General features: G+C 61.9%; 20 protein-coding genes and 1 pseudogene. 13 read left to right on the top strand and 8 right to left on the bottom strand.

Annotated features, from left to right (window positions below; genetic code table 11):
• Positions 1–139: 139 nt before the first annotated feature.
• Both E5X88_RS13685 and E5X88_RS13690 read right to left on the bottom strand, forming a co-directional pair.
• Positions 140–1,000 carry an ADYC domain-containing protein gene (locus E5X88_RS13685; RefSeq protein ID WP_292161979.1) on the bottom strand — a complete coding sequence of 287 codons (861 nt, stop codon included), beginning with the start codon at positions 998–1,000 and terminating at the stop codon, positions 140–142.
• 141 nt (positions 1,001–1,141) lie between these two features.
• A complete protein-coding gene (locus tag E5X88_RS13690) occupies positions 1,142–1,597 on the bottom strand; it encodes a hypothetical protein (protein WP_292161981.1) in 456 nt (151 codons plus the stop codon).
• Positions 1,598–1,924: 327 nt separating this feature from the next.
• Here E5X88_RS13690 and E5X88_RS13695 point away from each other — a divergent pair, with 327 nt between their 5' ends.
• Positions 1,925–2,623, top strand: a complete 699-nt coding sequence (locus E5X88_RS13695; protein WP_292161984.1) for a cation transporter — start codon at positions 1,925–1,927, stop codon at positions 2,621–2,623.
• A gap of 55 nt (positions 2,624–2,678) precedes the next feature.
• Here E5X88_RS13695 and E5X88_RS13700 read toward each other — a convergent pair whose 3' ends face one another.
• Together E5X88_RS13700 and E5X88_RS13705 are read right to left on the bottom strand one after the other, a co-directional pair.
• Positions 2,679–3,392, bottom strand: a complete 714-nt coding sequence (locus E5X88_RS13700) for a response regulator transcription factor (protein WP_292161987.1) — start codon at positions 3,390–3,392, stop codon at positions 2,679–2,681.
• On the bottom strand, positions 3,389–5,656 hold the full coding sequence (locus E5X88_RS13705; protein ID WP_292161990.1) for a PAS domain-containing sensor histidine kinase: 2,268 nt from the start codon (positions 5,654–5,656) through the stop codon (positions 3,389–3,391). The genes E5X88_RS13700 and E5X88_RS13705 overlap by 4 nt, the downstream gene beginning before the upstream one ends.
• 303 nt (positions 5,657–5,959) lie before the next feature.
• Between E5X88_RS13705 and E5X88_RS13710 the strand changes: the two genes are divergently transcribed.
• The 3 genes from E5X88_RS13710 (at position 5,960) to E5X88_RS13720 (ending at position 8,820) form a co-directional block, all read left to right on the top strand.
• Complete coding sequence (locus tag E5X88_RS13710; protein WP_292161992.1) at positions 5,960–6,661, top strand: response regulator transcription factor; 702 nt, start codon at positions 5,960–5,962, stop codon at positions 6,659–6,661.
• Positions 6,662–6,857: 196 nt separating this feature from the next.
• Positions 6,858–8,156 carry a potassium transporter TrkG gene (locus tag E5X88_RS13715; protein WP_292161995.1) on the top strand — a complete coding sequence of 433 codons (1,299 nt, stop codon included), beginning with the start codon at positions 6,858–6,860 and terminating at the stop codon, positions 8,154–8,156.
• On the top strand, positions 8,149–8,820 hold the full coding sequence (locus E5X88_RS13720) for a TrkA family potassium uptake protein (RefSeq protein ID WP_292161997.1): 672 nt from the start codon (positions 8,149–8,151) through the stop codon (positions 8,818–8,820). Before E5X88_RS13715 ends, E5X88_RS13720 begins: the two co-directional genes overlap by 8 nt.
• Positions 8,821–8,857: 37 nt before the next feature.
• Here E5X88_RS13720 and E5X88_RS13725 read toward each other — a convergent pair whose 3' ends face one another.
• Complete coding sequence (locus E5X88_RS13725; RefSeq protein WP_292161998.1) at positions 8,858–10,009, bottom strand: helix-turn-helix transcriptional regulator; 1,152 nt, start codon at positions 10,007–10,009, stop codon at positions 8,858–8,860.
• A gap of 441 nt (positions 10,010–10,450) precedes the next feature.
• Between E5X88_RS13725 and E5X88_RS13730 the strand changes: the two genes are divergently transcribed.
• Together E5X88_RS13730 and E5X88_RS13735 are read left to right on the top strand one after the other, a co-directional pair.
• Positions 10,451–10,777: a hypothetical protein gene (locus tag E5X88_RS13730; protein WP_292162000.1), complete on the top strand. Its 327-nt coding sequence runs from the start codon at positions 10,451–10,453 to the stop codon at positions 10,775–10,777.
• A gap of 100 nt (positions 10,778–10,877) precedes the next feature.
• The gene (locus E5X88_RS13735; protein ID WP_292162002.1) at positions 10,878–11,282 is read left to right on the top strand and encodes a c-type cytochrome; all 405 of its coding nucleotides are present in this window, start codon (positions 10,878–10,880) and stop codon (positions 11,280–11,282) included.
• Between the two features lie 18 nt (positions 11,283–11,300).
• Here the strand turns inward: E5X88_RS13735 and E5X88_RS13740 are convergent, their stop codons facing one another.
• The gene (locus E5X88_RS13740; RefSeq protein ID WP_292162004.1) at positions 11,301–12,434 is read right to left on the bottom strand and encodes a CapA family protein; all 1,134 of its coding nucleotides are present in this window, start codon (positions 12,432–12,434) and stop codon (positions 11,301–11,303) included.
• A gap of 154 nt (positions 12,435–12,588) precedes the next feature.
• Between E5X88_RS13740 and E5X88_RS13745 the strand changes: the two genes are divergently transcribed.
• From E5X88_RS13745 to E5X88_RS13765, 5 genes are all read left to right on the top strand, one after another.
• A complete protein-coding gene (locus tag E5X88_RS13745) occupies positions 12,589–13,719 on the top strand; it encodes a TRAP transporter substrate-binding protein (protein ID WP_292162007.1) in 1,131 nt (376 codons plus the stop codon).
• Between the two features lie 66 nt (positions 13,720–13,785).
• Positions 13,786–14,433, top strand: coding sequence for a TRAP transporter small permease subunit (locus E5X88_RS13750; protein WP_292162011.1), 648 nt, complete (start codon positions 13,786–13,788; stop codon positions 14,431–14,433).
• A complete protein-coding gene (locus E5X88_RS13755; protein ID WP_292162013.1) occupies positions 14,430–15,851 on the top strand; it encodes a TRAP transporter large permease subunit in 1,422 nt (473 codons plus the stop codon). The genes E5X88_RS13750 and E5X88_RS13755 overlap by 4 nt, the downstream gene beginning before the upstream one ends.
• A gap of 21 nt (positions 15,852–15,872) precedes the next feature.
• Entirely contained in the window at positions 15,873–16,040 is a 168-nt protein-coding gene (locus E5X88_RS13760) for a hypothetical protein (protein WP_292162016.1), read from the top strand.
• A gap of 48 nt (positions 16,041–16,088) precedes the next feature.
• Entirely contained in the window at positions 16,089–16,988 is a 900-nt protein-coding gene (locus E5X88_RS13765; protein ID WP_292162019.1) for an HNH endonuclease, read from the top strand.
• Between the two features lie 108 nt (positions 16,989–17,096).
• Here the strand turns inward: E5X88_RS13765 and E5X88_RS13770 are convergent, their stop codons facing one another.
• Positions 17,097–21,191 (bottom strand): hypothetical protein, encoded by a 4,095-nt coding sequence (locus E5X88_RS13770; RefSeq protein WP_292162021.1) that lies wholly within the window; start codon positions 21,189–21,191, stop codon positions 17,097–17,099.
• A gap of 285 nt (positions 21,192–21,476) precedes the next feature.
• On the opposite strand from E5X88_RS13770, the pseudogene E5X88_RS13775 reads away from it, so the two are divergent.
• A pseudogene (locus E5X88_RS13775) lies at positions 21,477–21,767 on the top strand (LacI family DNA-binding transcriptional regulator); the annotation flags it as partial.
• On the opposite strand, the gene E5X88_RS13780 reads toward E5X88_RS13775, so the two are convergent.
• Positions 21,713–23,488, bottom strand: a complete 1,776-nt coding sequence (locus E5X88_RS13780) for an adenylate/guanylate cyclase domain-containing protein (RefSeq protein WP_292162205.1) — start codon at positions 23,486–23,488, stop codon at positions 21,713–21,715. The pseudogene E5X88_RS13775 and the gene E5X88_RS13780 overlap by 55 nt on opposite strands.
• A 467-nt stretch (positions 23,489–23,955) precedes the next feature.
• Here E5X88_RS13780 and E5X88_RS13785 point away from each other — a divergent pair, with 467 nt between their 5' ends.
• A complete protein-coding gene (locus tag E5X88_RS13785; protein WP_292162024.1) occupies positions 23,956–25,011 on the top strand; it encodes a LacI family DNA-binding transcriptional regulator in 1,056 nt (351 codons plus the stop codon).
• Positions 25,012–25,056 lie beyond the last annotated feature (45 nt).

Consider the following 25,056-nt stretch of genomic DNA (forward strand, 5'->3'; position numbering starts at 1 on the left):
GGCAAGCGCTCCAAGCGGGTGGGTGGGTGAGGCCGGTTGGGCGTTGGTGCGGATGTCTGGCGCTTGGTACGCTCTCGAAAGGGCGCAAACTTTTGACCCGTCTGAGACATCCCCTTCCGAAAGACGCTTCCGCGGTTGACTATTCCGCCGCAGCCTTGACCGTTCGCGGGTCGATCGAACGGTTGAGGATCAGCGCCCCGGCATGGCTTTCGCAGGTTGCTGCCTGCGGCAGTTGCCGCACGCCCGGGCAGATCGCCGCCAGCCCCTCCATCGTGAGCACGTCGGGTATTCTGGTGTGGCTGACGCAAAGCGCGCCGTCCGGTCCCCATGCCGCTTCGAACGACATATCAGGCGCGGTCTCGTCTTGCTGAATGCCCTTGCGGTCGTAGACGACGATCGGCGTTCCGTTGCGGGTGTGGCCGATGCCATCGCCGCAATAATCGGCGCGGATCATGCGGGTGCATGCCTGATGATGATCCCACAGCGGTGTGCCGTCCGGCGCGCTTTCCCAGGGCCGATATCCAAACCGCGCGCATTTCGCCTGCGCGCCGCCGGTGCAGGTGATGCTGAAAGCCGTCTCGGACGGCAAATGGCGACCATCTTGCGTCCAAGTACCGGCGAGCGGAAAGCCCATGCGCCGGCCTTCGATGTCCGGTTCGCAGACGTTGCGCCATGCACCGCCTGCCGCGTCGCGGGTCGACATGGCGTAGAGCATGATCCCGCCATCCGGATTCCTCGGATCGATCTCGACCGCGTCGATGCGCAGCGGCATTTGGCCCTGTCCGTCGCCAATCGTCAGAATGGCGCCGACGAGGTCGTTTTGCGGGACAATGCGGCCGTCTCCTGTTGTCACCTCGAACCTTGTGCCGACAACGGAAATTGAGTTGATCGCCTGTCCGGTCCCGGCCTCGGCGGCCGCGACCATGCAGGAAACGGCTAAGGCAAGGGTGGCCAATGCGTGACGACCAATATGGGCGAGGCAGCTTTCGGGGGGTGACATTATTGGCTCCTGACGGCTTGTCTTGAAAGTGGTGGTGAAGCGCGGCCAATGGCCGGCACTTTCCCGCGGCGATCGTTTGACGGAGAACGGAAGGCGCGAAGCCATCCGTTCCATTGTCAGCGGACGCCTGTGGTCCCGATCCTAACGCCTTGGCGAGGGGGTCGGCCGGTCATGGTTGGTTCCATCGCCGCCGCCAACGCTGTGACCAGCCGGAAGGCCGTTGACGGCCTTGCTCGCGACATTGCCCTTGTGGACAGCCGGCACATTGCGGTCATTCGGGTCGACGACCGAGCGAATGTTCGGGTCGACGATGGAGCGAATGTTCGGGTCGATGATGGAGCCGCCGGCCTTAGCGAGGCTTTTCACAAGAACGATGCCGTCGGCATGCACGCCGTTGAGTGCAAGGACGCCGAGACCGTTCGTAAAGATAGCATTGCTGGTTAGCGAATTGCTGATCACCGCATTGGTGGTGATCGCATTGTAGGTAAGGCCGTTCAGCGATTTGCCGTTCGCGCCGATTGGGTTCGCAGCGCTAGCCGGGGCGACGAGGCAGGCCATTGCCGAGGCAGCGGCCACGTAAGTCTTGAAGCGAAACATTTGATTTCCTTTTTCAGTTTCAGCGGAGCCATCCCGTCGGGTTCGCTCCATGGGTCGGCTTTTCGCTCCCGACTGTTTCGGACGAATGCCGAATTTGACCGTTTTGTTTCAATTGTTGCGGCCTGGCAGGGTCATGCACTCGGCGAGCGAACCTCCGCCTTGTCGTGATGCAGGCGGGCATGACGCCCTGCGTCTGCATCCTCAAATGAACAATCGCAGCGTGCGCCCTGCGCGGCGACACAAAGGAAACCTTAAGCCGGCAAATCGGCAAATCCGCGCAACATCCCTGCATCACCGGTGACGCCAGAAACGAGGAGATTTCTGGCGATGCAACCTTTGCGAAAAACCGATGACCGACCGAACGGCGAGGTGACGGCGGCCCGGACCGCACGTCTGGCGGTACTAGCGGGCACCCCTGGCCTGCTGCTGACGGCATACGCGGCCGCGACATCCACGTCCCTGACCATCCGCGCCGATCTCGCGCTGACGCTGATGGACATGCTGGTGCTGGTCACCGTCGCGATCGTGACTGGCGGCCGCAAGAACGACGGCGCTGGCCGCAAGCGTCAGGCAGCCCTGGCTGAGACGCTCGCCAATGCGTTCGCTGCGCTCGGCATGTGCCTTTCAATGGCTGTCGTCGCCAGCATCGCAATCCAACGAATCGCGGCCGGCGGTGTCGAACCGCACGGCCCTGGCGTCGTTCTCGCCATGAGCCTGAACGTGGTCTACGCGGCGATCAATTTCTGGATCCTGCGCCGTTGGAAGGCCCGCAACAGGCTTGCCGCTTCCGCGCTGGCACGCGCGCAAATCTGTCTGTTCTCGGACAAGCTCTCGTCGAACCTGCTCATCGCCGCGTCGCTCGCAACCGCGATGATTTGGGAAGGCACGATGATTGCCCGCTTCATCGATCCGGTTTCCGGCCTGCTGATCGCGACGATGACCGCGCGCTGGACCATTCCTGTCGTGCGGGACACGGTTCGAAGCCTGCGAAGGGAATTTCGTAGGGCGCGCAAGCCGATCGCCTGAGGCGAAGCTATGAGCCGTCCCGGTTGGACGGATCAGCCTTTTGAAGCTTTGTGTTCTAGCGGCGTCGGGCCTCATCCTGAGCGGGCTCGTAGACATAGCCTTCGCCGCGAACCGTCACCAGAACCGCCGGAGCGTCTGGTTCGGTCTCGAACTTCTTGCGCAGTCGGGTAATGCGGATGTCGATGCTCCGGTCGCCCGGCTCGAGGTCGCGGTTGTGGGCCAGCCTACACAGCTGGTCGCGCGACAATATCTGCCGGGGATGGCGCGCGAACACGCACAGCAGGTCGAATTCCATCGATGTCAACTGCACGTCGGCGCCGTCCGGGTCGACCATCGTGCGGCCATCCATATCGAGGATGCAGCCGCCGAAACGGATGCGGTTTCCCGGCGTCCGCTCTTCCTCGCCCAGACGCCGGATGACGCTTCTGACACGCGCCAGAAGTTCGCGCGGCTCGAACGGCTTGGCCATATAGTCGTCGGCCCCGGCGGCAAGACCTTCGAGCCGATGCGGCAGGTCACCGACGGCGGTCAGCATCAGGATGCCGGCGCGGCTGCGCTTGGCGATTTCGCGCGCGAGGTCATAGCCGCTTTCGCCGATGAGATTGACGTCGAGAATGACCAGGTCGGGGCCCAAGCGGTCGAGTTCGGCGCGCATTCCCGCTCCATCCGGAACGGAACGGACATCGAAGCCGTGCGCAAGCAGGTACTCCGACAGCATCTCGCGCAAGGGTGCTTCGTCATCGACGACGAGCAATTTCTGTTTTGTCACGCTTCGGCCTCTTCCATTGCGCTCAGTCGTTCCATCACAAGCCTGCGAAAGGTCTGCGGATCGAGAGGTTTCTCGATCACCGGCGCGCCCGTCTCGCCGATGAAGCGATCGATCTCGGGCGCCAAGGTGTCGCCGGTCACGAACAGCAGCCGGCGGGTGAGCCCGGGGCGCAACTGCTCCAGCGCGTGATAAAGGCCGGGGCCGTCGAGGCCGGGCATGCGTATGTCGCTGATCAAAAGGTCGATTCCATCCTGGCGCACAGCCTTGAGGGCGGCATTCGCGTCGTCGGCGATGGTGACGTCATGGCCGTCGCGGCGGAGCATCTCGGCGATCATCGAAGCAATGTCGGCATCGTCGTCGACCACCAGAATTCGGGCGGCCGATGGAGCGGGCGGCGCCTTGCCGGCAATCTCGGGCGCAGCAACCGTCTCGGTCGTGCCGCTCGGAAGCCGGACTGTGAACCGTGCGCCGCCGCCCTCAGTCGAATCCAGCTCTATGCTGCCGTCGTGGGCCGTCACGATGCCCTGGCAGACAGACAGCCCGACTCCGGTGCCTTCGCCGGCCATCTTGGTCGTGTAGAAAGGCTCGAAAGCGCGCGCGCGCACCGTTTCCGGCATGCCTGGGCCATTGTCGGCGACAACAATCTCGACGGCATCGTCTTCCCAAGTGGTGACGATGGTCAGCCGCCGCGGGTGCGGGACCTGCAGCAACGCCTGCTGCGCATTCACCACCAGGTTGGTGATCACCTGATGAAGCTGGTCCCTGTCGCCCCAGATGTTGGGAAGCGGCTCCGCCAGATCGGTGCGGATATCGACCCCTGCCGAACGCAGGCTGTAGGCGGCCAGTTCCAGCGAAGCGACCACCACTTCATTGATATTGACGGCGCTCCGTGTCGGCGGCTTCTTGCGGGCCATCGCCAGAAAGGTGCGGACGATCCGCGAACATCGCTCGGCCGCCGCGTGGATCTTGTCGGCGCGTCCCACGGTCGCCTTGTCCGTCGAGAATTCCTTCAGCATCGAACTGTAGCCGATGACTACGGAAAGCGGATTGTTGAGCTCGTGCGCCACGCCGGCCAGCAGCGAACCGAGAGCGGAGAGCTTTTCCGACTGGTACAACGTCTCACGCTGGCGTGCGATCTCGGCCTCGGCTTCGCGCTGGCGGGTGATATCGGTGACGGCCGCAAGCATGGCCGAACGGCCGGCCTGCGTGATCAGCCGCGCCGAAACCAGCGTATCGATTCTTGAGCCTTGCATGTTGGTCATGCCGGCTTCGAACGCATCGACGATTCCGTCCCTCAGCAAAAGCCGCAGGAGATCGTCGCGGCGCGAGAGATCTTCCCAGGTCGACGTCGCTTCGGCACCGATCTGCCCGACCTCGACGCCGAGCGTCTTGCGCGCCGGTTCGTTGACGAACAGGATTTCGGGCCCTTCGATTGTCGAGATGATGATCGGCAGCGGCACGCCTTCGGCGACGGCGCGAAACTGCGCCTCCCGTTCGGCCAACAGCTTCTCGGCTTCCAATCTGGCTTGCTCGGCCAGGACGCGGTCCGAGATGTCGCGGCCGACGGATTGCACTTCGACAAGCCGTCCGTCGCTGTCGAAAATGCCATGATCGTTCCAGGCGAGCCATCTGCGCGCACCATCCGGCATCGCATTGACAAGTTCCATGCTGGCATCCGGCGCGTGCGGAGTGAGGCGGGCAAGGTGGTCCACAAACCTGCGCCTTTCGTCGGGCGGCAGCACATCGAGTTCGCACCAGGACGGGTCCAGAAGCTGTTCGCGGGTCATCCGGCACGCCCGGCAGTAGGCGTCGTTGACGAAGCTCAAATGACCCTCCGGCGACATCCGGACGACGAACTCGGTCTGCAGTTCGACCACGCTGCGGTAGCGCTGCTCGCTATCGGCCAGTTCGCGCAGGGCCGTGCGGTTTTCGGCGAAGATGCTCGAAGCCATGTCGATCCAGGGCTGCCAAAATGCCGAGCTTTTGACGGCGGCCTGGGGTGCGCCGGTGGATTCGCCGGCGGCGCCGGAGCGTACATGATCGACAAGCGAGATCGCCGGGTCAACGATCTCCCTCAAGATCATCTTGTGCAAAGCGTATAGCGAGACAAGCACGCCGGCCAAAATGAGCGCGTAGGGAAAAAGCGACTGTTGCCGGGCGTAGGACTGATAGAGGCCAATGCCGGCGACAAGCACGAGAAGCGGCAAAACGCAGGCCGCCATCGACAGCGCGTAATGCCTGGACAGCTTCGAGGAGGTCGGCACGGCGAGATCTCCACAGACGGATGCGCCGTCGCAACGGTTGCTGTTCCCGTGCGGGCCACTGGACTGAGCGGCCGACGGCCTGTCAAGCCGGCCTGCCCGGCCATCTGTCCGGCGTCGTTCGACAAATAACCACGGGATGTTTCACGATGATGCCGCCAGCCGCTTTTTCTCGACGGCTCTTGTTTCAATTGTGTCGAACAGCCCGTTGCGGCAGCAGATGGGCCGCACTTGCGATTGCCTTGCGATTGACCCGGGGCGAATGCGCCTTGTACGCTTGAACGGCCGCTCGCCGCGGGGGAACGCATGGCCGACATCATTGTCGTGGACGACGAGACCGACGTTGCGTTCATGATCGCCGACTATTTGCAGGCGAAGGGCTACCGCATACGCACGGCATCCGGTGGCGCCGAATTGCGCGAGGCGATCGCGACGGCGACGGCCGATCTTGTCGTTCTCGACATCAACATGCCGGGCGAGAACGGCTTTAGCCTGGCCCGCTGGCTTCGCGAACATCACGACACAGGCATCCTGATGCTGACGGGCGCCGATTCGGTCTTCGACAAGGTGGCGGGGCTGGAGGTCGGCGCGGACGACTATCTGGCAAAACCCTTTGCTCCGGTCGAGCTGGAAGCGCGGATCGCCGCGGTGTTGCGCAGGCGCAGGCCGAAGGGCTCGAACGATGCCGACACTTTGCCGGCCGGGCATTTCGCCTTCGGAACCTATGTGTTCGACGCCCGCGTGAGAAACCTTATCGACGTTGACGGCGTTGCCATTCCGCTGACGCCGATGGAACTCGATCTGGTGGCGGCCTTCGCCGCGCGGCCTGGCCAAGTCATTGGTCGCGACGAACTGCTCGATCTGGCACCCCCCAGGGGCGATGAGCCCTTTGACCGCAGCATCGACAGCCGCATCACCCGGCTGCGCCGCAGGCTCGAAAAGGATCCGGCCAAGCCGGAGCTGATCAAGACCATCCGGCGTGTCGGATACCTGTATCCAAGGCGGTGACCGTATCCCTGGTGTTGCGAGCGGGTTGAACCTTCGCCGTATCCCGGCGTTTTGGCGGCCGCCGGGCGGCCCGAGCCGCCTGGAGGGTGGACCAACGCCGGGCGGTGTGCTGTAGAGCGGTGGTTCCGCCTCGTTCAAGGGGGGCAAACAACAAGGGTGGCATTTGCGACGATCGATACAGCATCCCGTTCGACTGGTGCCATTGGCTTTCCTGTTTGTCATCCTTGCGGGCACGGTATTGCTGATGCTGCCGATCTCGCGCGTGGACCCGGGAAGCGCCCCGCTGCTGACGGCCCTGTTCACGGCCGCCTCGGCCGTCTGCGTCACCGGGCTGATCGTTCAGGACACACCTACCTACTGGTCCGAATTCGGCCAAGGCATCATTCTTGTGCTTTTCCAGATTGGCGGCTTCGGCATCATGACCGGCGCGACGCTGCTGGGGCTGCTGGTGACCCGGAAGCTGAAGCTCAGCCGCCGCCTGGTCGCTCAAGCCGAGACGAAGAGCCTTATGCTCGGCGATGTCGTGGCAATCCTGCGGCTCATCCTGCTGGTCACCGTGACCATCGAGATGCTGACCACCGCCGTGCTTGCCTGGCGCTTGCGCTACGCTTACGACTACGGCTGGAGCGACGCTCTCTGGCACGGGCTTTTTCAGGCGGTTTCCGCCTTCAACAATGCCGGCTTCTCCACCTATTCCGACAGCCTCTCCGGCTTCGCGCTCGACCCGGCCATGCTCATTCCGATCATGGCCGCCGTCGTGATCGGCGGCTTGGGATTTCCGGTGATCTTTGAACTCCGCCATGGGATGCGGCACCCCGCGCGCTGGTCGATCCACACCAAGATCACGCTTTTCGGGACCGCTTTCCTGCTGGTGGCCGGCCTCGTCGCGACGGCTGCCTACGAATGGACCAATCCGGCGACACTCGGCCTCTTCGAATGGCCCGGAAAGCTGCTGAACGCCGGCTCGCATTCAGTGATGGCGCGCACCGCGGGCTTCAACTCAATCGACGTCTCGGGCATGCGGATCGAGACGCTGGCGGTCACCTACGCCCTGATGCTGATCGGCGGCGGCAGTGCCGGCACGGCGGGCGGGATCAAGGTCACCACTTTCTTCCTTCTGGGCTTTGTCGTCTGGGCCGAGATCCGCGGCCAGACGGATTCGACCGCATTCCGCCGCCGCATCGGTTCGCCTGTCCAGCGCCAGGCGCTGACGATCGTCCTGCTGGCGGTGGGCGCGGTCGGCGGCGGCGTGCTTGGCCTCCTCAGCGTCACCAGCTTCGCGCTTCAGGACGTGCTGTTCGAGGTGATATCGGCGTTCGCGACCGTCGGCCTTTCCACCGGGATCACCGCGGATTTGCCCCCGGCCGGGCAATTGATCATCATTGCGCTGATGTTCATCGGACGCGTCGGCACGATCACCATCGCCAGCGCGTTGGCGCTGCGAGAACGCAATGAACCCTTCCGCTATCCAGAGGAGCGCCCAATCGTTGGCTAAAAGCAGCACATCCCACGGTGACGGCGTCGTCGTCATCGGCCTCGGCCGCTTCGGCGGCGCCGTTGCCCAGTCCCTCGTCAGCCTCGGTCACGATGTTCTGGCCATCGACGAGAGCGCCGAACTCGTCCAGAGCTGGGCAAGCCAGCTCACCCATGTGGTGGAAGCCGACGCCTCCAATGCCGACGTCCTGCGGCGTCTCGGCGTGCAGGATTTCCAGCATGTCGTGGTCGGGATCGGAACCGACATCGAAGCCAGCGTCCTGACCGTTCTGGCGCTCGCCGAATTGGGCGTGCCCGACATCTGGGCGAAGGCCGTGAACACCAACCACGGCCGTATCCTGGAGCGGACGGGCGCAAACCACGTCGTCTACCCGGAGGCCGCCATGGGCGAGCGCGTGGCGCATCTCGTGACCGGCAAGATGATCGACTTCATCGAATTCGACGACGGCTTCGCCATCGTCAAGACGAGGGCGCCGCGAGAGGCTGTCGGCAAGACGCTGGCGGAGTCCGGCGTGAGGACCAAGTACGGCGTCACCGTCGTCGGCGTGAAACGGCCGCGGACCGACTTCACCTACGCCACCCCGGAAACCGTCGTCGAGCTCGGCGATCTGCTGATCGTATCGGGTCCGACAAAGCTGGTGGAAAAGTTCGCCGCCATCGCCTGAGGGAGCGATCCCGGGACCGCCGACGCCGGGCAGTGGCTCAAGGACCAGGCTGCCCGGCGGGCGGAACGATCTGCATGACAAGGCGCATCAGATCGGCCTGGCGGGAGACGCCGGTCTTCTGGAAGATATTGTCGAGATGCGTCTTCGTGGTCGTGCTGGCGATGTGAAGGCTGGCGGCGGTCTCGGCCAGGGTGTGGCCGGCGAGAAGGCTGACGAGCACACGGGTTTCGGCCAACGTCAGCCCAAAGGCCGTCGCCAGCATGTCGGCGGCATCATGCTCGTCCGGTATATTGCCGATGAACACCGCGGCGACCGCCGCGGGTTCCATGCCGGCGCGCAGATCGCCGCCGGTCATCGGCAGCACGCGGGCGAAGACGGGCGGCAGGTCGGATTCGCTGAGGCGGACGGCAAGCCCGGTCTTGCCGATGCTTGTCTCATCCTGGGCCGCAAGCATAATGGCGCTGTGAAGCTCCTTGGAAGCCGACGGGATATTCGCTTGCACAATGCCATGGGCATCGTGGATCGGGCCGCCGCTCCGCAGCATGTGCGTGGCCGAGCGGTTGGCGTGCAGGATGGCGCCGCGTTCATTCGTGAGGACCACGGCGCATGTCAGCGCATCGAGCGCCTCGGCCATCCGTGCGCGCTCGATCGTGCTGATGTCGAGCATGTTGCTGATCATCACCGAACGGCGCACATGCGGCAGCAACAGCCCGCCAAGCCTGATTTCACGCTCGGTGATGATGCCTTGCCGCTCATGTCGGGCAACGGCGAAGCCGGCAAGGCGGGTAGGGGTGTGGATCAGGAAAAACGACATGACGTCGACCAGGCCTTGCGGCTTCAGGCACTCCTGAAAATATCGCGAGGTCTCCACATAGCTTTGAGGGACATGGCGTGAGACCACATGCGGCACTTCGAGCGAAGGCCAGGTCGAGAGATCCTCGATCAGGCGGGCGTGGATCTCGGGGATATGTTTGGCCTGTTGCTCCAGCCAGTAAGGCTCTATTCCCACGGTTCTGTAGATCAGCAGCCGGTCGTGACTGAGGTCGTCAAGGTGCAGGACCGCCGTCTGCGCGTTGAGCGCATCCCTGATCCCGGCGAGCGCGTCCTCCCATCGCTCAGGATCGAGCGCGCAATCGTAGATCGAGCCGATCAGCTTCGACAGCTCATGATGCGACAATGCCTTGGCCATCGATGGCCCCCCGCATGTCGACAGCGCGTCCGACGCGGAATGGTACGCGCTCCCAGAGGTGCTCTCGCTTCTGCGGACCACGCGCGGACAGCCGACCGGCGGCGCGGCGGAACCTGCGCCGTAACCCTGCAAGATTTAGCGATCGCTTAAATTCGATTATCTCCTCCAAACAGGGGATGTGCAAGCAGTCGGGCGGTGAAATGCTCGCGCCCAGAAGAAAGGTCACACCAATTGTGACGACCGGTGGGGTTCGCGCCGTTCCCGGCTCGCGGGCCTTCGCTGATGTGATGCAGCCGGGGGGAAAATCGAGAATTCTTCCAGTGTGCGCCGACTATGACGGCGCGCGACCGCCTATTGCTGAAAGCTTGAGCCGGGCCTGGCCCGGACAATTCGGGATGGAGCAGCATTATGTACAGGTACATTGCTTTTGCAGCATTTTGCATGGCGGCGATGCCCGCGCATGCAGGCGAGCTGGGGGCCATGAAGGCCGAGAGCATCGATCTCGCCGGCTTCCTTGGTGTCGTCTATTACACGCCCGAGGAGGACGGCTATCGGGTGGTCACCACAATCGCGCACGGCGAGGCTGGCTTGCCCGTGCGTTTCGTGGCGACACTGACCGAGAACCAGGTGGTCGCGGTCTCCGTGCCGGGCAAGCTGGGAGACTCGGACCAGATCATCGAGATATCGCGTGTCGGCGGCAAGCTTGTCGTCAGCCCGCAGCCGATAGACGGGATCGTGGTTGCTTCTCCAACGGCCGCCATCGAGTGATGACCGTTGCCGAGTGATCCGAGGCCGAGTGATCCTAGTTAGAGTGATCCAGGGGGCATGCGCGTTGCGGCGGCGCTGCCCGCAGCGTGGGCGACGGACGATGTCTCCATGGCTCGTCCCGTCTGTCGTCGTCTTGACCGTCGCCGCCGGGCTCAGTGCGTCTTCGCAGGACGACCCGGCCGCGGGCAAGTTCTACAGGATAGTCGGCGGCAAGGTCGATGCGCGAACCTATAACGGCTTCCGTCGCTATCATGGCAGCTGCAACCACTGCCATGGCCCCGACGGGATGGGCTCGACCTTCGCCTCGGCCCTTGTCGACCAGCTGCCCGGCATCGAGGTTTTCCGCAGCAATGTTCGCGACGGCGTGCGCGACGGCCCTTCGGTCATGCAGGGCTTCGCCGACGACCCCAACATCGCTCCCTACATCGACGACATCTACGCCTACCTGCAGGCCCGCGCCGACGGCGCGCTTGGCCGAGGCCGGCCTGAGCGGCTTGAAGATTAGAACCGCAGGCTGCCGGCTTCACCAAAGGACAGTGAGGCGATTATCCCTCCTGAGCGCCACATGGGTGCCGAAAGGCGAGCACTTGCGCTCGAGCGTCGCCGCGAGCCAGGTGGCATCTTCGGACGAGGCACGGTTCAGCCGGAACTTGGCGAGCCGGAACGGCACCAGCTCGAGCGAGACAAGCCTGCCCCCGGGCATGGCGAGCCGCGGCAGGTACATCAGGGCAAGCTCGCCACGATAGGTTTCGTACCCCCTGATCCCCTCATAATCGGTGAGGAAGTCGCCGCATCCATAGAGGATCAGCCGGCCGTTATGGATTTCGATCGGCTTGGGATGGTGGGAGGAGTGCCCGTGCACGACGTCGAAACCCGCGACATCGATGAGGGCATGGGCAAGCGCGCGTTCTTTCGCGGGGACGTCGTAGCCCCAGTTGCCGCCCCAGTGGATCGAGGCCAGCGCGAGGTCGCCAGGCCGTTTCATGGCCTCCACGGATCGGGCGATCTGCGCGAGCGGCCGATCCGAGGCCAGCAGATTGACGCCTGGCTTGCAGGCGCCGGCTGCCCATGAAGCCGGAACGCCGCTCGTCTCGAGAGCGAAGCCGAAGACGAGCACGCGGCCGCCGCCGGCCAGTTCGATAATGGCGGGTGCGGCCGCCTCATCCGCGTCAAGCCCGGCCCCGGCATAGGCGAGGCCGGCATGCCGGAGCGTATCGAGGGTTTCGACGAGGCCGGGCTCATCCCAGTCGAGCACATGGTTGTTGGCGAGCACGCAGCAGCTCGGTCGCGCCGCCGCCAGGCAGCCGATGTTGGCCGGGTTCATCTTGTAGTTGATGCCCTTGGGCGCCAGGGAGCGGCTGGTGGTGATGCTGGTCTCGAGATTGATGATCCGCGCGTCGGGAACTTCGCGGTCCAGCTCGGCGAGCGCATCGCCCCAGACATACGTATCGTCAACCTTTCTCGGGATCGGGCCATTGATGCGCTCGGCAAGCTCGACATAGGTCGTCGCCAGTTTGACATTGCGCTCGTAGAGGCGCGGCTCGCCCGGATTGGCGAGGATCTGGTCGATGCCGCGCCCGAGCATGACGTCGCCGCACAGGAACAGCTTTACGCTGCTTCGGACGAGCCCGGCGGCATTGTTCGCGATCCGCGGCATCGAATCTCCTCCTCGCCAACCTCCAGCGAGGCTGAGGGTTTCCAGCCCCAATTTGAGCTCGTCCGGATCGGCCGGCGGCGAAACTGGTTGCGCAAGGGCCAAGTTCGCATATTCTGCTTGTGGGAGAAGAGTTTACAATCATGGGAGGAATAAAATGTCCGACAAGAAAATCTCGCGTCGCGGGTTCCTGGAAAAGTCCACCGCCATTACCGCCGGTGCGGCTGCGGCGACGACGCTCGCGACCCCGGCCGTGCTGGCGCAGTCGCCGGTCACCATCAAGATGCAGACCTCCTGGCCTGCGTCGGACATCTGGATGGATTTCGCGCGGCAATACATAGAGCGCGTCGAAAGGATGTCGGGCGGCCGGCTGAAGTTCGAGCTCCTGCCCGCGGGTGCGGTCGTGGGCGCGTTCCAGGTGCTGGATGGCGTCAATGACGGCGTCATCGACGCCGCGCATACCGTCCCCGTCTACTGGTACGGCAAGCACAAGGCCGCGTCGCTTTTCGGAACCGGCCCTGTGTTTGGCGGCAGCGCCACCACCATGCTCGCCTGGTTCCACAAGGGCGGCGGCAAGGATTTCTACCGCGAGCTGACGCAGGACATCATGGGCCTCAACGTCGTCGGCTTCTATGGCTTCCCGATGCCGGCGCAGCCGTTCGGCTGGTTCAAGAAACCTGTCACGACCGTCGCGGAACTGCAGGGATTCAAGTATCGAACGGTGGGCCTTGCCGCCGACCTCATGCAGAACCTTGGCCTCAGCGTGGCGCAGCTGCCCGGCGGTGAAATCGTGCCGGCCATGGAGCGCGGGGTTATCGACGCCTTCGAATTCAACAATCCGTCATCCGACCTTCGCTTCGGTTCGCAGGACGTCGCCAAGAACTATATCTTGTCGTCCTATCATCAGGCGAGCGAGTCGTTCGAATTCCTGTTCAACAAGGACGTGTTCGACGACCTCGACGACGATTTGAAGGCCATTCTCGAATATGGCGTGGAGGCGGCCAGCACCGCGAACACCGCGTTCGCCCTCGACAACTATTCAGCCGACCTGCAGAAACTCCAGACCGAGCACGGCGTCACCGTGCACCGCACCTCCAAGGAGATTCTCGACGCGGAACTCCAGGCTTGGGACAAGATCATCCCGACGCTGGAGGCGGATGAGTTCATGAAGCGGGTGCTCGATAGCCAGCGCCAATGGGTCGAACGCGTCGTCTACTACGAGCTTATGAATTCAGCCGACCTGGCACTGGCATACGAACATTACTTCCCAGGCAAGCTGAAGCTCTAATTCGCGCCCCCGCTTCGCAATCCGGCGGTCTTCCGGACCGCCGGTGCATCTGACGGAACCCGGCATATGCTCCGTTACATCGCGTTCGCCGATGAACTTTCGGCATGGTTTGGAAAGGTATTCGCCTGGAGCGTCGTCATCATGACGCTTGGCGTGAGCTATGAAGTTGTCGTGCGATACCTGTTCAGCGCGCCGACCGCGTGGGCATTCGACCTTAGCTACATGCTCTACGGCACCATGTTCATGATGGCCGGCGCCTACACCTTGTCGCGAGACGGGCATGTGCGCGGCGATTTCGTCTACCGTCTGTGGAGGCCGCGCACGCAAGCGGCGGTCGAACTTGTCCTCTACTTCATCTTCTTCTTCCCAGGCGTGACGGCGCTGGTTCTGGCCGGATGGAAGGCTGCCGCACGCAGCTTCCGCTATCTCGAGGTAAGCTCGAACAGTCCGGCCGGGATTCCGATCTTCCAGTTCAAGGCCGTCATCGTGGCGGCAGGCATCCTGCTCTTCGTGCAGGGGATTGCCCAGCTGTTCCGCTGCGTCGTCTGTCTGCGAACCGGAACATGGCCGCGCGCGGCTGAAGACGTGGAAGAGACCGAGAAGGTGCTGATGGAAGCCAAGACGCTCGATGTTCTGCATCACGGTTCGGAAGCAGTCGACCTCCCATTCCTCCACCCCGACGATCAACCCGACCGCGACGGAGAAGACAGATGAGCGATCCTCAGGTCGCCGTCGCGATGCTGCTCATTCTGCTTCTGGCGATCTTCCTTGGCTTCCCGGTTGCGTTCACCTTGATGGCGCTCGGGGTTGCCTTTGGCTACTACGCTTATTTCGATCCGGGGCGGATGTGGCGCGTCTACGAACGGGCGGTTGAGGATGGTGCCGACGCCTGGACGCTTACGGAGCATTGGATCGGCGGCTTCTTCAATAACCGTATTTTCGATCTGTTCGTGAATCAGACCTATTCAGTGATCTCGAACGACGTGCTGACCGCTATCCCGCTGTTCCTGTTCATGGGCTACATCGTCGAGCGGGCCAATATCATCGAGCGCCTTTTCGGCACCCTCTTTATCGCCACCCGCCGCATTCCCGGCTCCATGGCGGTTGCCGCCCTCGTCACCTGCACCCTTTTCGCAACGGCCACAGGCATTGTCGGCGCGGTCGTGACACTCATGGGCCTGCTGGCGTTTCCCGCCATGCTGAAGGCGCGCTACGACGTCAGATATGCCGCGGGAGTGATCTGCGCGGGCGGAACCCTCGGCATCCTCATTCCGCCGTCCATTCTGCTCATCGTCTATGGCGCGACGGCGGGTGTGTCGGTGGTCCGCATGTATGCGGCGGCCCTGCTTCCAGGACTGCTGCTTGCCGGCCTCTATCTGATCTACGTGGTGGCCAAGGCGGTGCTGCAGCCGCAGGTGGCGCCGAAGCCGACCCAGGACGAGGTAGGGCACTATTCGGCCCTGCAGATCAGCTGGATGCTGCTGACGTCCTTCGTCCCTCTGGCGGCCCTGATCCTCGCGGTGCTCGGCGCTATTCTCTTCGGCTTCGCCACGCCTTCGGAGGCTGCCGCCATCGGCGCGCTCGGCGGCATCGTGCTGGCCGCCGCCTACCGGGCCCTGACGTGGCAACGCCTGAAGGAGTCCGTCTATTTGACGGCGCGCACGACCGCGATGGTGTGCTGGCTGTTCGTCGGCTCCGCGACCTTCGCCTCGGTCTTTGCCTATCTGGGAGGCCAGCAGCTGATCAGCGATTTCGTCACCGGCCTCGACATGTCGCCGCTGATGTTCCTGATCGTCGCCCAACTCATCATCTTCATCCTGGGCTGGCCGCTGGAATGGACGGAGATCATCGTGATCTTCATTCCGATCTTCCTGCCGCTGCTGGCGCATTTCGAGATCGATCCGCTGTTTTTCGGCGTGCTCGTCGCGGTCAACCTTCAGACGGCCTTCCTGTCGCCGCCCATGGCGATGTCGGCCTACTACCTCAAGGGCATTTCGCCGCCGCATGTTCAGCTTTCGGATATTTTCCGCGGAATGATGCCCTATATGCTGATCGTCATCCTGTGCATGGTCATCATCTACATCTTCCCGCAGATCGTGTACGGGCTGCCCAACCTGATCTACGGAGGCTGAGATGCCGCGGGAGGACAATAGATGACCTTGAGTCGCTTCCTGGCCGTGCTGGCGTTTGTTGTCTTCCTGGCGTTTTTTGGCGTCGTGGTCCGCTTCGTCCCGCATCCCGATCTGGTGGTTGCGATCGGCATCGGCGTCCTCCTTGCGGGCTACGATCTTTGGAGCCAACTGTGGAACCGCGCGAAGTAATCGCCAGATTGGGGCAGGTATCCCCAAAGAACGCATTGCAGGAAGATCATGGGATTCGGGGTCTTCATTCACCGCTCAGATTCGATCTACAACGACCGCCCCGCAGAGCAATACCAGTTTCCTCGCCCGTATCTAAGCCGCGTCGAGGCATGCGTCGGCCACTGGATCATTTACTACGAGCCTAGCAAGGTAAACGATACTCGTGGCTATTACGCCGTAGCCAAAGTCCAACAGATCATTCCCGATCCTGTGACGCCTGATATGTACCTCGCTCTGATCGAGCCCGGAAGCTATCTCGATTTCGTCAATCCTGTTCCATTCAACGGGCCTGATGGCGTCGTTGAACGAGGCTTGCTCAACGACCAAGGACGGATTTCCGGTCGCGCCCAATCGGCCGTCCGGCCGATCAGTCCAAGCGACTTCAACCGTATTATCGATTTGGGCCTGGAGACGAATGAGTTGTTGCTACCGCGCGTTGATGAGACCGGCACATCTCCTGGCTTTCAGGATGAGCAGGTGCCATTCGAATTCGAGCAGAGCCGTGATCGCGTAAACTACATCGGATCGCGAATTGTACGGGACCGCATTTTCCGTCGCATCATTTTGCGCGCCTATGATGAGCGGTGCGCGATTACAGGACTCAAGTTGATAAATGGCGGCGGCCGGGCAGAGGTTTCTGCCGCCCACATTCGACCGGTCGAAAAGAACGGACCCGATATCATCAACAATGGGATCGCACTGTCCGGCACCGCGCACTGGATGTTCGATCGCGGGTTGATCAGCCTATCCGATGATTTGGAGATCCTGATCTCGCGACAGGTCAACGACCTCGACAGCGTGCAGGCGTTCATAAACAAGACCGGCCGCGCGCTTCCGCCGGGTCGACAATTTGAATGCCCGCATCCTCATTTCTTGCAATGGCACCGCGAGCACTGCTTTAAGCAATGAGGCAGCGTGGGGGCGGACAATTGGCAAATTCGTTGCGCCTGTGGTTTAGGCACGAGGAATCGAGGGTCTGCCAGGGCCGGTCGACAAAGAGGCAATCGCGCCCGCACATCAAACCTTGCCCGACACATCGATGACAATGACGGCCAAACGGCCTCTCATCGCCTCGGGCACGAGGCCTTTAAGCATCGTCTCCATCTCCGCTGCCGATTGGGGCGGGTTCATTCCGTTCGGCGGAGTGGGGATCTGTCTAGGTCTTTTGTCCCCGAACCAGAAGACGCAATAAACACCAAAGCCTTTTGCTTCTGGATCATGTGCATAAAAGCGTTCAAGCTGCCCCAGCAGCGCCGTCCAAACATCGGCGTGGTAATCCCGTTTTAGTTCGCAGAGGACTTTCCTGCGAGGCATGGCAACAGAAATATCCGCGCGCTTATCGGCAACCATATGTCCTTCGGGCTCAATCGCGACGCCAACCGGCAGAAGTTGAGGCCTCAACAGCGTTATGAGATCGTCCCGGCAGGCTTCCTCAGGGCGCGGTGCCGTTGGCTTCGAGAACGGGTCGACATTCCAAAATTGCTTGTAAATGTCGGTGTTCGCCCGCGCGATGCGGTGCGCGAGATCGCGCATCTGCGCTACAACCAGAGCATGAAGATCCGCCACGGTCGCGGGCGCACCGTTAGCCAGGGCGGCCACCGTTTTGGGCCAGTTGGGCCGCTCATATTCGGCATCTCTGCGTCGCTGCCGTTGATTAGCAAGCGCGTAAAGGATGTGTGGCTTGTAGGATGCAAGTTGAGGATCGGCCTCTAGCCTGACCAGCACGTCCGTTGCGGCAGAGCTGGGCGATGCCGAAACAATGTTCGTCAGGATGCGGAAATATTCGGATGCATCCCAGTCATTTGTATCGCCAGACCAGCCGCTGGACGGATGTGGCGTATCCGGAAAAAGGCGCCCCGTGAGCTGCGCTATGAACTCAAGCTTCGGCAGCAGGGACGTGCCTTCTCCAGGGTTGCCATCTCGCAGAAACCAGTCACGGTCGCGGAAGTCGAATATGAGTCCCGGATGAGCGGCGGCGCGTTGCTGCACCTCGGTCTCAAAGTCCCCTGGAGCGATCAAATAGGCGGTGACAAGCCATAGATCACGTTGGTGTTCATCGACCTTAACCGCGCCGGAAATAACTTGATTGGTAAGCCGAAGGAAGCTTTCATACGTGGCAGGAATTTTTGCTACTGCGTCAAGAAGATCCGCAAGTCGAAATGGATGTGCGTTCGGAAATTGGCACAAGAGATCAAGCGCAATGTCTCCGCGATAGGCCTCAAAAATGGGCTCGGTTAAAAGTTCGGTGAGGCCATCCGCGCTCTGCTCATCTTGCGACAAGCGAAGCTGTGCCATCGCCAGATACGCATCTCGCAATACTTCAGGCCGATGCTCTGCGAGCGCATTGCGCCAAGGATGCACAGTCCACCGTTCCTCACCATCCTGGATAGACGGAACAGGATTAGCTACAGAGAAGACGAGCATCCCCTTTAGAAAATCGTCGGAAAATCCAGCGAGCCCCTGGCCAGCCAAGCACCGTTCGTTGAGCCCGGCTACGATCGCGAACCACCAATCGTAACGCTGCCGGTTACCGTAGAGCGCCATTACCTCGGCGAAGCTTGGTAAATCGTTTCGCAAAGGCGCAGCGGCTAGCGCTTCAAGGGCAGCATCTGTACGCTGTTCGCCAAACTGCGCCGCAATCCGCGCACGGGGCGAAAGGCCGCGCTCTACGTCGCCATAAAGCCCAAAATAAACGCGTGCGATATGTGCGAGCCAGCCAAGATGTTCGCCGCTGCGAATTTGCTGAATGTCCCGATCGAAGTCCTGCTGTTGCCGTTCGCGGCTGTCTTCGGCTTTCACATCACGACTGGAGCGACCGTTGAAGTATCCCTGTGGCAGGTTAGTGGCCACTGCCGCGTCGCGTGCCGCCATAAGGGCTGGGTCATGGTCGGCGCGCGTGTAAAGGTCATCGAAGAGCGCCGCGCTGTTCGTCACATCGGTCTGGAACGAGAGTGCAAGGCCAACCTGATAGAGAAAGACGCGGCGGTCACTGTCTCTAGTGCCCTCCATCTGCCCAACGACGATGTCTGCAAGCGCGGCAGAGTCCAATTCGAATAATGTGGCTTCGCGAAAGCGATTCAAGGCAAGCCAGCGATCCTTGTCAATCGGCATGTTTCTGAAGAAGTAACCGGCAATCTCGCGAAGACGGTCCGGCGCGTCGCGCATCGCGCTACGCAAATCCCTTGCGCGACTTTGTTGGCCACCCCTGAAGGCCATACGCTTGCGAAGCCAGTTCATGACGCGGGCCGGATCGAACTCGCCAGACTCTAGCCAAGCTCGCACCAGAACGCGACCACAGAACGAACCCACTTCCCAATTCTCCGGACCGAAGCCGCCTTCGGGCAATTTCGGCGAATCTATGCCGTCCAGCACTTCAGCAAGATCCGCGACCGGGATGCTATCTGCGAGCTTCCATAGCATCCCTGTGCTGACGGTTCGCTCCACATGCGCCGACTCGTTGACGAGAGCGATCACATCAGGTGGGCCATATGGATCACCATAAAGAGCTCGTATGATCTCGGCGCGGAGACGGAGATCGTCGAGGGTACTGCCTAGTTCTGTCTGCATTGCATAGCGAATGACTACTTTACCGGCGTCGCCAAGGCGCACCAGCGCTTCAAATGCATGAACCCGCTCTGCATAGGACGAAGCTTGGCGCGCAAGTACTGCAGCAAGATCTGGGAGCAGGGCAGGGATCGGCGTTCCCAGCGACAGCGCGTCTATGACCACTGAACGGACGCCGAAACCTGCATCCGGGCTGTTTAGAATTGCGCGGAATTCATCGACCATATCCGGCCGCGCCAGCGCGCCAATGGGCCGAGATTGCCAATCTCCGGAACGGAACCAGGGGTTGGAACGCGACAGTTTGTCGAGCGCGCGCACGAGACCCGAGCAGGCAGATGGGGATAGTGCACCTGCATCGCCATATGTAAGCACACCGTAGGGATCGGCCTCAATGAGTTGGTCAGCGTATTCGGGCAGCTGAACTGCTAGCCAAGCGTGCAAGCCCCTCAACTCCGCCGCAGGGTGACCATCCACACCGATCAACGCTGCGACACGACCGAACGGCAAACCGTTACGAACTAGCGCTGCCAAGAATTCCGCCGCAAGAAATTCCGCAGTCGTGCGATGCGCGTAGTCGACGGTTTCCGGTTCCGATCCGGAGTCAAAAACTCGCCGACCGAGAGCCGCAAGAACTTCTTCCGGGGGGAAAAAACGGAGCGAGCGATAACTTGGGATGTCGGCGGTTCCCTCCTGGTCGGTCAGGCTAATGGCCTCGACATCGGCGATTAGGCGTGTCGCGCAGATTGCTCCAGCTACCAGCCGCAATTCACTGGCCGAATACGTCCCAATTCCTGATCGCGCTCGCTCCTGGTTGAATTCTTGAAGCATCAGCTTCGTTGATACCTCGAACAACTCCTTGCGAGCAGCAGGCCAAGAGCCCGCCTGCACGGCGCGCCATAGCATGATGAGATTCTGGGGGTTTTCGAGGAAGTCTCCAAGGCCGTGATCCTCGGCTTCGTTGAGGAATGCTGCCGCCGCACCTGTACCTGCGTTCTGCCCTGCCAACACTGCGATCTGCTCAGATCGCGATAAGCTCTCGAGATGGAGAACGCATGCTTCCCCTTGCTGTTCGAAGAACGGACTAAACGCAGCTAGATCACTTTCGCCGAGCCAGTCAGCTGCTCGACACGAAATCCTTACCTTTCGCGGATTGACGGCAAAGAGCTTTGTCACGAGTTCATCGACTATGTCTCGGTCGCCTCGGCCGGCCCGTTTCTCGTCAAGCCCGTCGATGAACAGCGGTTGGCCTTGCAGCAAGGGCGCCGGTGCATTGAGAAAATCGCGTGCCTTAATAAACTTTCCCGGCTCCGCCGCTGCCGATACCCTGAAAAGGTGTGTTTTCCCTGCACCGGGATCGCCGAGCAGCACGATATTTGCTTGCCCGGCAAAATCTGAAAATGGTCGCGGACTAGCATCTTCAGGCTTGTCTGGCGCGGCGTTTATTCTGCGTACGGCTCGGGTCATCTCAATCGATGGTGATCTTGGGGGGATCGCAAAGTCGCTGTTATGACTGGCCTGTGTCAACCAGAGCAACAAATGGTCGGCCATCTTCTAGCCGCTCTATTTAGATGATCAGACGGGTCATTGGCCGATACCTGCTTTGACCTCGGGGTATACGTGGCCTGCTTGCCGGGAGCGCCACCGTGTCACCGTGAGGGTAATATGCCTTCGGCCAGGGTCTCATGCCCCACTTGCCATCCCTACATCCTTCCCGTAATCTCCCTCTGGGAAAACCTTTTCCCAAATCGCTTCGCATCCGCTGACCTCACCACTCATCACCCCGCAGGCCAACAAGAGAAAACCTTTTCCCAACTAAGGAATCCGCCACCCTCCATGTCCTCTGACGCCTCGCCAGCGCCTGCACCCGTCACCCTCCGCGAGGTGGCCGCCTCCGCCGGCGTCAGCGTCGCCACGGCGTCAAAAGCGCTGAACGGGCAGGGGCGGATGACCCCCGAGACGCGTGAGCGGATTCGCGAGACGGCGCGGCGGCTGGGCTTTCGGCCGAACAGCCTTGCGCAGAGCCTGTTGCGCCGGCGCTCCTTCACCGTCGGACTGCTCACCAACGATACCTATGGCCGCTTCTCGCTGCCGCTGATGTCCGGCGTTTCCGATGCGCTGGTCGATGCAATACCGGCTTTCAGCAGTCCTTCGCGGATGTGTTGCGCATCGGACTCCTGGGCATAGTGCAGGGTGGCGATAAATGAATCGAGGTCGAATTGGGGATCGAGCGTTCTGATCTTGCCTAGATGTGCGGCGGCCGCGATTTCGTCGCCGAGCCAGCCGTAGCAGGCAGCGGCGAAAGCGTGCTGAATCGAGTCCATGGTTGACAGATGCATGAAGGCTTCGATCGCCTCGCCATACTGGCGCGCGGCGAAATGCGCCTTTCCCAGATGGCTCCAGAACCTCTCCGGGTGGTGCGGGTTCAACTGCATTGCCTTGCGGATCCATTCAATTCCCTCTTCCGGCCTCCCCAGCCACGTCAATAACTCGCCTTGCTGCACCACCACGAGGTCGTAATTGGGATTGAGGGCGAGGGCGCGCTCTTGATGGTAGCGCGCTGTGGTCAGCTCATTGTTGTTCACGTTCACTGCGGCGAGGATGCGGTGGACATCGGCATCGTTGTTGTCCAGCGCCAGCGCCCTGTCCAGCGCTGCCATGATGTTGTTCCAGACGGCATCCCTGTCTTCGCACCAGTTATGGACCCAGGCCTGGCCAAGAATGCAGGCCCGCCAAGCATGGGCATGGGCATAATCGGGATCGAGCGCGACGGCCCTGTCTATCAAGGTTTGCGCGCGTTCGTTATCCGCAATCGTGCTTCGGTGATGCAGCACCTTGGCAGCAAGCACACATTCATACGCGGCCATGTTTGCAGGTTTCGCCCGCGCGAGCTGGTCCCGCTGAGCCGCCTCGACACGACCGGGCAGCGTGGCTGCGATCGCCGCGGTCACCTCATCCTGAATCGCGAATATGTCGTCCAGCTTCCGGTCATATTTGTCTGCCCAAAGATGAGCGTCATTCGCCGTGTCGATGAGCTGAACCGTCACGCGCACCCTGTCGCCGATCTTGCGGACGCTTCCCTCCACCAGGTATTGGACGTCGAGTTTCTCGGCCACCTCGCGCACATTCACGGCGCGGTTCTTGTAGACGAAGCTGGAATTGCGCGAGATGACGAACAGCTCATGGTGGCGGGACAGTTCGGTTATGATGTCCTCGGTCAGTCCGTCCGCGAAAAATTCCTGCTCGGGGTCGCCGCTCATGTTGTTGAATGGCAGCACCACTATCGAAGGTTTCGAGATGGATCGCTTTGCCTCGACTTCTGGCAGGACAGGACTGTCAAACCCAATGCGATAGAGGCGAACCGGGCGGCTGATGTTCTTTAGCGTCTTCTCGCCCAGGTCCTCCATGGCAATTTCGAGACGGTCGGCAATTTGGGTCGCCACCGCTGCGGTCACGCAGATACCGCCGACGTCGGCAAGTTGCTCGATGCGCGAGGCAATATTGACGCCGTCGCCGAAAATGTCCTCATCGTCGAAAATGATGTCGCCGAGATTTATGCCGATCCTGAATTCGATACGCCGTTCTTGCGGCACATCCGAATTGCGCCGTTTCATGCGCTGTTGGATTTCCACGGCGCATTTCACGGCATCGGTCACGCTCTGGAACTCAACGAGCATGCCGTCTCCGGTGGTCTTGATGATCCGGCCCTTGTTCTTCGCGATGGCGGGATCGACCAGTTCTATGCGATGGGTCCGAAGGCGTGCGAGCGTGCCGGATTCGTCGGCCTCCATTAGCCGACTGTAGCCCGCCATATCGGCAGCCAGAATTGCGGCCAGTCTCTGTTCCATCGCTTGAACCAAAAACGAAGCCTATCCTTCCTGGGCTGCCAAATCCAGCAATTTGGGTTTGTGGCTGAATCAAGAAGTCTTCCTACCGCAGCAGCAAGAAAAGCGGATCAGAACCTTCCGCCCTCCGCCAAGTGGCTGCGAACTCGATCGCATCAATGGCGGGAGACGCTCCGATCCGCGCGGCGTCAGACCGGAAACGTCCGATATGAGCACGAGTTGGGACCATAGTGGCTGCACTCGCTGACGTCTGCAAATGGCGCAAAGCGGTCATAGATCACGCACCTAGCAAGAAATCTTAGACACGCCCAACACCAAATCTATCCCTCTTGCCATCCCCGCATCCTTCCCCTAATCTCCTTCTGAGAAAACCTTTTCCCAAATTGCCCGCATCAGCTGACCGCACCAATCAGCACTTCGCAGGCCAACAAGAGAAAACCTTTTCCCAACTAAGGAATTCGCCGCGCATCATGTCCTCCGACGCCTCGCCAGCGCCCGCCAAGACGCCCGTCACCCTCCGTGAGGTGGCCTCCCTTGCCGGCGTCAGCGTCGCGACGGCCTCAAAAGCGCTGAACGGGCAGGGGCGGATGACCGCCGAGACGCGCGAGCGGATTCGCGAGACGGCGCGGCGGCTCGGCTTTCGCCCCAACAGCCTGGCGCAGAGCCTGTTGCGCCGGCGCTCCTTCACCGTCGGGCTGTTGACCAACGACACCTATGGCCGCTTTTCGCTGCCGGTCATGTCGGGCATTTCGGATGCGCTGGTCGACAAGGGCGTCTCGGTGTTCCTCTGCAATGTCGAGGACGACCAGCGCCTCGGCCAGCTCCATGTCGATGCCATGCTCGACAAGCGCGTCGACGGCATCATCGCCACCGGCAAGCGCATCGACCGCCATCTGCCGGTCGACCTGTCCAATCTCGGCGTTCCCGTGATTTACGCCTTCACCCAGCCCGATCCCGGCGCCATCGCCTTTGTGTCGGACGACGCCGGCGGTGCGCGCCTGGCGGTCGAGCACTTTTGGCGGCTTGGGCGGCGGCGCATTGCCCACGTCACCGGGCCGGCGAGTTTTGCCGTGGTGCACACGCGGGCGCAGGCCTATCGCGACGTGCTGACCGAGAACGGCTTGCCTATCATGGAACCGTTGCTTGGCTCGTGGTCGGAAGCGTGGGGTCACGAGGCGGTGAAGAAGCTCTTCGACGGCAAGCTGTCGAAGAGTGGGGGCGAAAAGCCCGATGCCGTCTTTTGCGGCAACGACCAGATCGCGCGCGGCGTCATCGACGCGCTGCGCGAGCGCGGCCTTGGCGTGCCGGACGATGTCGGCGTCATCGGTTTCGACAATTGGCAGATCGTGGCCGAGGCGACCCGCCCGCCGCTGACCTCCGTCGACATGAACCTGGCGGCACTCGGGCGCGAGGCCGGCCTCACTTTGCTTTCGCTCGTCGGCGGCGAACCCGCCGCGCCGGGCATCCGAAAACTGCCGTGCCGGCTGGTGGTGCGTCAGTCATGCGGCCGTCCGCCGGACGGCTGAGACCACGCGCCGTGCGATCGGCATTTGCCGGGACGCGCGGCCGAA

Origin of the sequence: Mesorhizobium sp. (genome assembly GCF_004962245.1) — a bacterium.
GTDB lineage: Bacteria > Pseudomonadota > Alphaproteobacteria > Rhizobiales > Rhizobiaceae > Mesorhizobium.

Coding starts and splice junctions, on each gene's coding strand:
- E5X88_RS13750 (WP_292162011.1), top strand. CDS start 13,786: ATGCTCCGTTACATCGCGTTCGCCGATGAACTTTCGGCATGGTTTGGA.
- E5X88_RS13745 (WP_292162007.1), top strand. CDS start 12,589: ATGTCCGACAAGAAAATCTCGCGTCGCGGGTTCCTGGAAAAGTCCACC.
- E5X88_RS13690 (WP_292161981.1), bottom strand. CDS start 1,597: ATGTTTCGCTTCAAGACTTACGTGGCCGCTGCCTCGGCAATGGCCTGC.
- E5X88_RS13770 (WP_292162021.1), bottom strand. CDS start 21,191: ATGGCCGACCATTTGTTGCTCTGGTTGACACAGGCCAGTCATAACAGC.
- E5X88_RS13765 (WP_292162019.1), top strand. CDS start 16,089: ATGGGATTCGGGGTCTTCATTCACCGCTCAGATTCGATCTACAACGAC.
- E5X88_RS13785 (WP_292162024.1), top strand. CDS start 23,956: ATGTCCTCCGACGCCTCGCCAGCGCCCGCCAAGACGCCCGTCACCCTC.
- E5X88_RS13735 (WP_292162002.1), top strand. CDS start 10,878: ATGTCTCCATGGCTCGTCCCGTCTGTCGTCGTCTTGACCGTCGCCGCC.
- E5X88_RS13755 (WP_292162013.1), top strand. CDS start 14,430: ATGAGCGATCCTCAGGTCGCCGTCGCGATGCTGCTCATTCTGCTTCTG.
- E5X88_RS13730 (WP_292162000.1), top strand. CDS start 10,451: ATGGCGGCGATGCCCGCGCATGCAGGCGAGCTGGGGGCCATGAAGGCC.
- E5X88_RS13710 (WP_292161992.1), top strand. CDS start 5,960: ATGGCCGACATCATTGTCGTGGACGACGAGACCGACGTTGCGTTCATG.
- E5X88_RS13740 (WP_292162004.1), bottom strand. CDS start 12,434: ATGCCGCGGATCGCGAACAATGCCGCCGGGCTCGTCCGAAGCAGCGTA.
- E5X88_RS13725 (WP_292161998.1), bottom strand. CDS start 10,009: ATGGCCAAGGCATTGTCGCATCATGAGCTGTCGAAGCTGATCGGCTCG.
- E5X88_RS13685 (WP_292161979.1), bottom strand. CDS start 1,000: ATGTCACCCCCCGAAAGCTGCCTCGCCCATATTGGTCGTCACGCATTG.
- E5X88_RS13760 (WP_292162016.1), top strand. CDS start 15,873: ATGACCTTGAGTCGCTTCCTGGCCGTGCTGGCGTTTGTTGTCTTCCTG.
- E5X88_RS13695 (WP_292161984.1), top strand. CDS start 1,925: ATGCAACCTTTGCGAAAAACCGATGACCGACCGAACGGCGAGGTGACG.
- E5X88_RS13780 (WP_292162205.1), bottom strand. CDS start 23,488: ATGGAACAGAGACTGGCCGCAATTCTGGCTGCCGATATGGCGGGCTAC.